Below are 7709 nucleotides of genomic sequence, written 5' to 3'. Positions count from 1 at the left end.
ACGCGCTCGTCTGCGCGTGTCCGGCGTGCGCGCCGATCGCGGTGGCCAGCGTTGCCGCATTGGCCCGGCGCGACCCGGAAATGGCAGCCGACGCGCTGGCGCAGCTTGGGCAGGGGCTGGGTGACCGACTGTTGGCCGAGTCTGCCCGGCAGGCGCGCCAGCTGCTGGAGGAGCCAATCTCCCTGCCACCACCGCCACCGCCACCGCCACCACCACCACCGACCTACAGGGAAGCGGTGGCGCGCTGCCGGCAGGTGGAGCTGGCGGACTTCCTGTCCGAGCGACCCGAGGCGGCGGTCCCGCTGGCGAAGGCGGTCGGCGTGGACGTGGTTCGCCTATGTCGGGCCGCTGTGGGCGAGACGAAGCTGACTGAGCGGCAGTGGCGCACCATCCGCGAGATGCTGGCGCCAGTGCGGGGGAGAGGGCGATGAGCGTGGTGAGCTACCTAGTCGGCGAGCGGGCCGGTCCGGCACCGGGCGTGGCGACTCCGTGCCCGCAATGTGGTGAAGCCTTCATGCCGGCACGACGGGGTAGGCCGCAAATCTACTGCTCTCGGCTATGCCAGAGGCGCGCCTCCTCCCTGCGCACCCCTCCTGCACCGGCGGATGCACCGTCACCGGCGCCTGTCACCGCTTGCTTGATCTGCGGCACCGGCTTGCCGCCTTCACCACCGTCACGGCCGCGCCGGTTCTGCTCGATCGCCTGCGTGGCGGCGGGAAACAGCGCCAGGACCAGAGGCGTGCCCATCGTCCAGCGGAAGGCCAGGACGTGCGAGCGCTGCGGCGCCGAGTTCCTGGGCACCAAGCCGGGCAGCGAGGCCAGGAGCGGGAAGAGCCGGGCCAACCGGTACTGCTCCACCGCCTGTGCGAGCAGGGCCAGGACGAAGGAGAAGTCGGCCCGGACCATGCCGGTGTGCGAGGTGTGTGGCGATCGGCCGGTGAGCAGAGCGGACTCCAGGACGTGCGGGCCAGAGTGTCGGCAGGAGCGCGAGCGGCGGAGGGCCAAGGCAACGTACCATGAGATCCGACAGGTGGTCGCCACTCGCATCTGCATCATCTGCGACATGCCATTCGCGCCGGCCGGGCAAGGTCGGAGGGTCACGTGTTCCAAGGAATGCCGCGTCCTGTTCCAGCAGGGTGCGTGCGGTTCCAGAGTCCTAGACAGGGCAAAGCGACACGGGGTCGAGATCGAAACCATCAATCGCATCCGGATATTTCGACGTGATAGGTGGACCTGCCAGTATTGCGGTCGCCCTAGTCCGCATGAACTAATGGGTTCCGATGATCCGCGTGCCCCTGAACTTGATCACATCACACCAATGGCTCTCGGTGGTGGGCATACGGGACGAAACGTTCATCTCGCTTGCCGGACATGCAACCGGCGGAAAGGGCAGTCCAGGAAATTTCACCTAGTGCGCGCACATCATGGCAGTTACACAATCAGGGGTAGGGGCGGTCCCAATCTCTAGGAACCTGGTCCTTAGCACCGAATTGGCCCCCTCATTTTTCAATCTTCGTGAATCGGCCGAGCTAAGTGGAAAATACAAGTCATGAGAAGAGTAAAGACGCGCGCCTTCTTATCGCTGAAGCGTCCAGTACCTCCATCAAAGATGCCGAAGGAGGCACGAGCACTATGGTGCAAGATTGTTTACTCGTATCCACCTCGATACTTCGAGGGTGCGCCAGAGGATCATCTTGAGCAATATTGCGTGTATGTGGCTCTAGAGCGCCGCGCGTGGGCAGTGGCGATGGCGGGACATCGGACGAGGCGGGCGGCAGAACTGACGGAGCGCAATGCGCTGCGAATGACCCGGATGGTCGGCAAGATGGCCCTGGTGCTCGGGTTCGCGGAGGATCGAGATCATGACCGCTGATCTTCTCGACGCCTTCGCGGCATGTGCGCACCTGCGCGTCAAGGTTGGTCCGAACAGCGGCTGGCTCGTGGACATGGTGGAAGAAGCGCTGGCCGCCCACGTGGCAGCCGCACCACCGCCGGCTCGCCGGCGTCGCGGAGTCTCGCGCGCGAAGGCAGCGCGGAACGACCATATCCGGCACGCTGCGGCTATGCTCCCGGCCGATCTGAGGCTGCGCCCGCGCGCCGAAGCGCTGGCCAAGATCGTGCAAACCTACATCTCGCGGTGTTGGCCCGCAGATCAGGCCTCCATCGAATGTCCGGAAAGAATCGCCGAAACGATTGAAGAGCATATCTGGCGCGCCCTTGTTGTCGATTCTATTCGCTTCCCGAAAGGGTGGCGGCATCTCATGGAAATTATTCAATAATCACTTGTGCAGTGTTGGCGCTTACTCTGCACAAACTTTAGGTGCATGGTCCTTGGCAAGACGAACGTACCCCCCTTGGACCTGCATATGGCACTCGCCCGCAAAGCCGCCCCACCCCCGGAGACCACCGAATTCGAAGCCGCCCAGGCTCGCTGGCACGAAGTTCGGAACCGTCGCCGCAAGTTGATGGCCGACCTCGAAGCTGCACGAATGGCGGCTGATGCGGCACACATCCGGGATCGGGACACCATCCCGCCGAAGCCGCGCGAGAAGATCGAGAATTTTCTCGCTGGTCGTCGACTGAATTCTGATCAGCTCGCCAAGCTAATCCTCGATCTGGAGGCGCGGATTGAGGAATTTCAGTCTGAATACCTGACTGAAGCCGAGTCCTGGGAGCAGGCCCGGTCACGCGAGGCGGCACGGATCAATGCGCAGGCCACCCCGGCGCACAAGGCGATCGTGGCGAGGATTTGCGAGGCCGTTCAGCAGCTTAGCGACGTGATTGTCGAGGAACAGCAGTTGCTGGGGACCGTGCGCGCGGCCGGCGGAACGCTGGAGTCGGTTGGTGAACCATTCGGAACCCTAAGTACCCAGAACTCTATGTTAAACAGGTGGCGGAGCCTGATGGCGGTTAGGGGGCTAGTCTGATGGATCATCACCTCCTCCTCCTCCAGGGTGTGGTCACCACTTGGAATCGGTGGGGCAAGGCTGTCCATGGTGATCCGGCCCTGAAGTTCCGAGCAAAATGCCTATCCTTCTCCGGCCCGGTTACCTTCCAGTTTTCACATAACAAGGACATCATCCTTGCCGGTAACCGAGACGGAAGCCTTCGGTTGTGGACTGATGACCACGGCCTGTTCTGCGAGGCGGAACTGCCCCTGAGCCGGCGAACCGTTTGGCTTAGTCGACAGATTCGATCGAATATTTTTCGTGGCATGTCCAATGGCTGTGCGGACGGTTCCGACGTGATCGATCGGGCCGGGGGCTGGGAGGTCACCCGGGCCACGTTGTTGGAAGTCTCGGTTGCAGAAGACCCGCGCCAGCCCGGGACCGGGGTTTGGATCGGCGATGAACTTGATGACGATCTTCCGGCTGATGTCCTGGCGGCACGGCGCCTGTGGCGCGCAAGCCGGCGCCAGCCGGGCATCTCCGCCCGCGCGGCCCGGCAGCCGGGCGCCCTGGTAGCGCAGATCGATCGCCTCCTTGCCCTACCCCGCCCTGTCGCCTGTTCGCGTGCGGGGCGGCGATGAACACGGCCTTCCCTTGGATCGTGGCCGCCCTGATCGCGGTGGATCTGGCGGCGAGCCTGCTTCGATGAGTTCCGACCCTGGCTGCGTTTCGGCACGGCGCTTTCAGGGTCGGTCGTCCGGGGGGGTGCTTCCTCTGCCATCTCCCGGGCAGCCGCGCTGGCGTGCGCAGTGACCGCGCGCATGGCCAGCACTGCACGGCCCGATCGTCTGCTCCCTGGGCGATCGGGCCGTGCGACTTCTTGCAATCACCGCTCAGTCATCGCAAAATATTCCTACTCCAGGGGTGGAGTCGAATTGTCCCCCGGCTGCCTCTCGCCGGGGGACAATTTCTTCTGATCCAGACGAACCAAAAATAATCCACTAACTGGCCGCCGCCCCAACTCGGAGTCATCGCTATGGCGAAAGTATTCAACCTCACCGGCGACGTGTCCCTGGAGGACGTGAACTTCTCGGCCACGGCGGCACAGCAGGCCAGAACTATTTGGGGGCGGAGCACCATGGCTGTGGCCTCATAGGCAGAGAGGGTGAGCTGATAACTGCCTTTGGCACAGGGAGCATATCCATGCCGCTGCTGGCCATACCGCCGCAATGTCAGCGGCGGTGGAGGGTTACGTGCAAAAAGGACCCCTTTTGCAGCACTACAGGAGCAAGCCGCTCAACCATGGGCGCCTGCAACCGTCGTCCGGCCACGCAGGACGACGAGGGCGAAGATCGCCAGAAGGAAGATCAAAGCGGCCGCACCCTGCAAGACCGCTTCGTGTGCCGCGGTGAAAGCGGATCCGGCTGCTCGCATCAGCGCGTCGGCCTCGGCCCCCTCCAGTCGTGCGGCGGCAGTTGCCGCCTCACCGATCGATGAGCCGCCCGCTGCCGGAAGGTCGATTGACGAGCGGTAGACCGTGCTGACGAGGACACCGAAGAAGGTAATGCCGAGCGCACCGCCAAGCTCGTAGCCCGTGGCTTCCAGAGCACCGGCAGCGCCCGCCTGCTCCGCAGGCGCGCCGCCCATGATCGCGACGGATCCCGCCAAAAGCGTGGAGCCGAGCGAGAAGCCGAGCGTTGCGAGCAGCGCCCCGGACAGCCAAGCCTGCTCATGGAGGTCCACCCCCGCAAGGGCTGCGAAGGAAGCCGAGGCGACGAACAGCCCGGCGGCCGACAGCGTCCTCAGCCCGATGACGCTGACCAGCCATCCCGCTGCAGGACCTGACGCCGCCGCGGCGAGCATGAGCGGCATCATGAACAGGCCCGCCTCCAGTGGCGACAGGCCGACGACGAACTGCAACTCCTGCGCCAGGACCAGCTCGAAGCCCGCGATGGCTCCGCTGGATACGAAGGCCATCAGGAGCCCTGCCATGATCGCCGGATTTCGGAACAGCGAAAGGTCCAGCATCGGCGAGGCCGCAGTCGCCTGGAGGCGGCCGAACCCAACAAGGAGACCCAGCCCCAACGCCGCGGCGAGGATGGGCTGCCACAAGGGCGCGTCGCCCTTCGCTCCCGCCTTGATGGCGTACACAGTGGCGACGAGCCCGACGAGCAGCACCAACGCCTGCTCGATCCGCCACGCAATAGCGCGGTTCGGCTCGCCTTGAGGAAGGACGCGATACGCCAAAGGCAGCACGAGCGCCATGATGGGCACGTTGACGAGGAAGACCGAGCCCCACCAGAAGTACTCCAGGAGGAAGCCGCCTGCGAGAGGGCCGACGGCGCCGCCCGCGGAACCGACCACAGTCCAGATCCCGAGCGCCTTCGCCCGCTCGCCCTCGTCCTCGAAGGACTGCCTGAGGATCGCGAGCACCGCCGGCATGATCATGGAACCGCCGATCGCGAGAAGCGCACGGCCTCCGATCAACATCTCCGGCGTCTGGGAGAACGCCGCGGCCAACGAGGCCACGGTGAAGACGCAGAGACCAACCAGCATGACCCGCCGATGGCCGATCCTGTCACCCAGCGTGCCCATCGGCACGAGCAGCCCGGCCATCAGCAGCGGGTAGATGTCGATGATCCAAAGCACCTCCGTGCTCGTGGCGCCGAGCGCGAGCGTCAACGACGGCACGGCGATGTGCAGGATCGTCATGTCGACGATAACTGGCGTGAAGGCCGCGATAACCGCAGCGAGAACCATCCAGCGGTTGGCGGACGGCATGGGCATGACCTTGGGTTTGCTCTTCAATGAAGGCGCCATTCGCGCCCGCATGTGGTTGTGTAGGGTTCCAGCCGGCTCGGCGATCCGGGCGTCTTGGGCGCACGGAGTGTCCGGACCAGTAGATCGTCTGCAATTGGACATACGTCCATATTGGACACGTGTCCAGCATTTGTTAGAACGGCGCGCGGCGCGAAGTGGGGATGCGAATGACCTACATGAACCGAGGCGACAGGCGGGCCAGCATCGTCGAAGCGGCTGTGGAGATCATCCTGCGGGATGGTCTCGGAGCGACGACAGTGCGCGGCGTCGCCAAGGCGCTTGGCGCCTCGCCCGGGCAGATCCACCACCACTTCGCGTCGGCTGACGAACTCCGAGCGGAGGCATTCAGGACACTCTGGGCAAGAACTGCGCCTGGCTTCGTCGAGCGTGTCTCGGGCATGCCCCCGCGGGAGAGGCTGCTCGCCGCACTCCTAGCGGACGATTCTACCCTTGAGGCCTTATCCGCCAAGCTCTGGAACGACTCGCTGGTTGCCTCAGGCGCAGAGCCGCACGTGCGCGCTGCAGTGCGCGAGATAATGGAGCAGTGGCTCGGCCTGCTGGTCGCCGCCATCAAGGCAGGAGTCGACACAGGCGAGTTCAGATCTGAACTGTCGCCGGAGGAGATCGCGAGGCGCCTCGCCGCCTTCTGCCTCGGTGTCGATGTGCTGGCGAGCCTTGGCCTTCCTGCGCATTCGCGAGACGAGATACGCGTGCGGATCACGAAATACATCGACTTGGAACTCGGGTCGCCTCGGTAGGCACCACGAACTGGCGCGTCCCGGGGCCGATGAGGGCAGCGATCGGCTACGGGGGTGTTATCCGCAACGGATTGGCCGCCGGTGAACGAGTGCCGGCGCTCCTGTGACCCTTGCCCTCGATCCGGGTCGACTCCATCCTCGACGCATGCAGGAACATTCCACGAACATATTGCGCGAGTTGCGCCCCTGGAACTTTCTTGTCGCGCGATGCAGCAGGTGCGGCCGGCAGGGTGAAGTTCAGCGCCGTTTCCTCGGCGACGCCCGAACCCTGGCGGAGATCCAGCAGCGGCTGCGCTGCTGCCGGTGCCAGAACCGGGAGCTGAACCAAATCACCATCACCAACGCATCGCGTTAGCGATGGCGCTCTATACCGGCCGACCACGTCTGCACCAATTTCCACACTTCATCAGGATCCATGCCTGCTGCGCCCTGTGCCGGCGACGGGTGCATCTGCTGACCGAAACCCTTGCCCGGCAGCATGGGTGGGATCGCACGCTGCAGGAGCTGGAACACCGACTACGCTGCCGGACCTGCGGCGGCAGGGGCTACTTTGACTTGATGAACGGCTTGGCGGTGCCGTCGGCCGACAGGTCTGGCAAGGGCGAGGGCAGGATATAGGCGGCTGGAAAGGGAACCGCCAGATTTTTGACTGCTTAATGACAGAAGTCAGGATGGAGTGCTACGAGAGGGTGCACCAGTCTTTCTCTCCTCATTCTGATTCATCATCAGTAACAAGGATGCAGCAATGGCAAAGCCATACAAGATCCCCAAAAAGATCGCAGGACTTCGTATTCCCCGCTCCATCAGAAAATCAAAGATACTATTGAACTTTCTGCAGAACCCCCAGAACCGCCAGCTGGCAACCAACATGGTGATGGCAGCAGGGGGTGCTATGGCCACCATCTTGGCGCAACATCGACCCAGCACGGAACAGGTCAAGCATGCCGCTCAAGGCGTGGGCGAGGTGGGCAGCACTGCAACAGGGTTGGTTGCAGATACAGTTAATCGCGTTGCCCATTCTTTGGTTTCGAGCCTTTCTGCCTCTCGCGAATCCAAGAAGAAGGAAGATTCGCACAAGAAGTTCGAGGAGACGCCGGACCTGGGGAGCGAAAAGCCGCACTAGGTTTTGTGCTCGAAATACGGCTATTGGTGCCGATGCATTAGCCATCTAGAGCCAAGAGCATGAGCATCGGGCTGGCCAGCGTGCCAATGGGATGGATGACATGCCCGTTGAGATCGAACG

9 protein-coding genes and 1 pseudogene are annotated in these 7709 nt (G+C 63.6%); 7 read left to right on the top strand and 3 right to left on the bottom strand.

From position 1 onward, the window contains the following. Positions 1 to 431 (top strand): annotated as a pseudogene (locus tag EQG76_RS26085) (hypothetical protein); the annotation flags it as partial. Between the two features lie 112 nt (positions 432 to 543). Here EQG76_RS26085 and EQG76_RS26080 read toward each other — a convergent pair. Then, positions 544 to 906, bottom strand: coding sequence for a hypothetical protein (locus tag EQG76_RS26080; RefSeq protein ID WP_159717718.1), 363 nt, complete (start codon positions 904 to 906; stop codon positions 544 to 546). Between EQG76_RS26080 and EQG76_RS33715 the strand changes: the two genes are divergently transcribed. The 4 genes from EQG76_RS33715 (at position 905) to EQG76_RS26060 (ending at position 3529) form a co-directional block, all read left to right on the top strand. Then, positions 905 to 1468 (top strand): HNH endonuclease, encoded by a 564-nt coding sequence (locus tag EQG76_RS33715; RefSeq protein ID WP_321573511.1) that lies wholly within the window; start codon positions 905 to 907, stop codon positions 1466 to 1468. The two genes, EQG76_RS26080 and EQG76_RS33715, sit on opposite strands and share 2 nt — an antisense overlap. Before the next feature lie 394 nt (positions 1469 to 1862). Then, positions 1863 to 2279: a hypothetical protein gene (locus EQG76_RS26070; protein ID WP_159717714.1), complete on the top strand. Its 417-nt coding sequence runs from the start codon at positions 1863 to 1865 to the stop codon at positions 2277 to 2279. 87 nt (positions 2280 to 2366) lie between these two features. Continuing rightward, positions 2367 to 2927: a hypothetical protein gene (locus EQG76_RS26065; RefSeq protein WP_159717712.1), complete on the top strand. Its 561-nt coding sequence runs from the start codon at positions 2367 to 2369 to the stop codon at positions 2925 to 2927. Next, on the top strand, positions 2927 to 3529 hold the full coding sequence (locus EQG76_RS26060; RefSeq protein WP_159717710.1) for an HK97 family phage prohead protease: 603 nt from the start codon (positions 2927 to 2929) through the stop codon (positions 3527 to 3529). The genes EQG76_RS26065 and EQG76_RS26060 overlap by 1 nt, the downstream gene beginning before the upstream one ends. Positions 3530 to 4184: 655 nt before the next feature. Here EQG76_RS26060 and EQG76_RS26055 read toward each other — a convergent pair. Further along, a complete protein-coding gene (locus EQG76_RS26055; RefSeq protein WP_407925572.1) occupies positions 4185 to 5675 on the bottom strand; it encodes an MFS transporter in 1491 nt (496 codons plus the stop codon). A gap of 200 nt (positions 5676 to 5875) precedes the next feature. Between EQG76_RS26055 and EQG76_RS26050 the strand changes: the two genes are divergently transcribed. Next, on the top strand, positions 5876 to 6466 hold the full coding sequence (locus tag EQG76_RS26050) for a TetR family transcriptional regulator C-terminal domain-containing protein (RefSeq protein WP_159717708.1): 591 nt from the start codon (positions 5876 to 5878) through the stop codon (positions 6464 to 6466). Positions 6467 to 6512: 46 nt separating this feature from the next. Here EQG76_RS26050 and EQG76_RS26045 read toward each other — a convergent pair whose 3' ends face one another. Then, positions 6513 to 6794: a hypothetical protein gene (locus EQG76_RS26045; protein ID WP_159717706.1), complete on the bottom strand. Its 282-nt coding sequence runs from the start codon at positions 6792 to 6794 to the stop codon at positions 6513 to 6515. 417 nt (positions 6795 to 7211) lie between these two features. On the opposite strand from EQG76_RS26045, the gene EQG76_RS26040 reads away from it, so the two are divergent. Next, a complete protein-coding gene (locus EQG76_RS26040; protein WP_159717704.1) occupies positions 7212 to 7589 on the top strand; it encodes a hypothetical protein in 378 nt (125 codons plus the stop codon). Positions 7590 to 7709: the final 120 nt, after the last annotated feature.

Origin of the sequence: Geminicoccus flavidas (genome assembly GCF_009806515.1) — a bacterium.
GTDB classification, from domain to species: Bacteria; Pseudomonadota; Alphaproteobacteria; order Geminicoccales; family Geminicoccaceae; genus Geminicoccus; species Geminicoccus flavidus.
Note: the sequence above shows the minus strand (reverse complement) of the source record. Positions and strands in the feature narration are given on the sequence as shown.

Coding starts and splice junctions, on each gene's coding strand:
- EQG76_RS33715 (WP_321573511.1), top strand. CDS start 905: ATGCCGGTGTGCGAGGTGTGTGGCGATCGGCCGGTGAGCAGAGCGGAC.
- EQG76_RS26080 (WP_159717718.1), bottom strand. CDS start 906: ATGGTCCGGGCCGACTTCTCCTTCGTCCTGGCCCTGCTCGCACAGGCG.
- EQG76_RS26070 (WP_159717714.1), top strand. CDS start 1,863: ATGACCGCTGATCTTCTCGACGCCTTCGCGGCATGTGCGCACCTGCGC.
- EQG76_RS26065 (WP_159717712.1), top strand. CDS start 2,367: ATGGCACTCGCCCGCAAAGCCGCCCCACCCCCGGAGACCACCGAATTC.
- EQG76_RS26060 (WP_159717710.1), top strand. CDS start 2,927: ATGGATCATCACCTCCTCCTCCTCCAGGGTGTGGTCACCACTTGGAAT.
- EQG76_RS26055 (WP_407925572.1), bottom strand. CDS start 5,675: ATGCCCATGCCGTCCGCCAACCGCTGGATGGTTCTCGCTGCGGTTATC.
- EQG76_RS26050 (WP_159717708.1), top strand. CDS start 5,876: ATGACCTACATGAACCGAGGCGACAGGCGGGCCAGCATCGTCGAAGCG.
- EQG76_RS26040 (WP_159717704.1), top strand. CDS start 7,212: ATGGCAAAGCCATACAAGATCCCCAAAAAGATCGCAGGACTTCGTATT.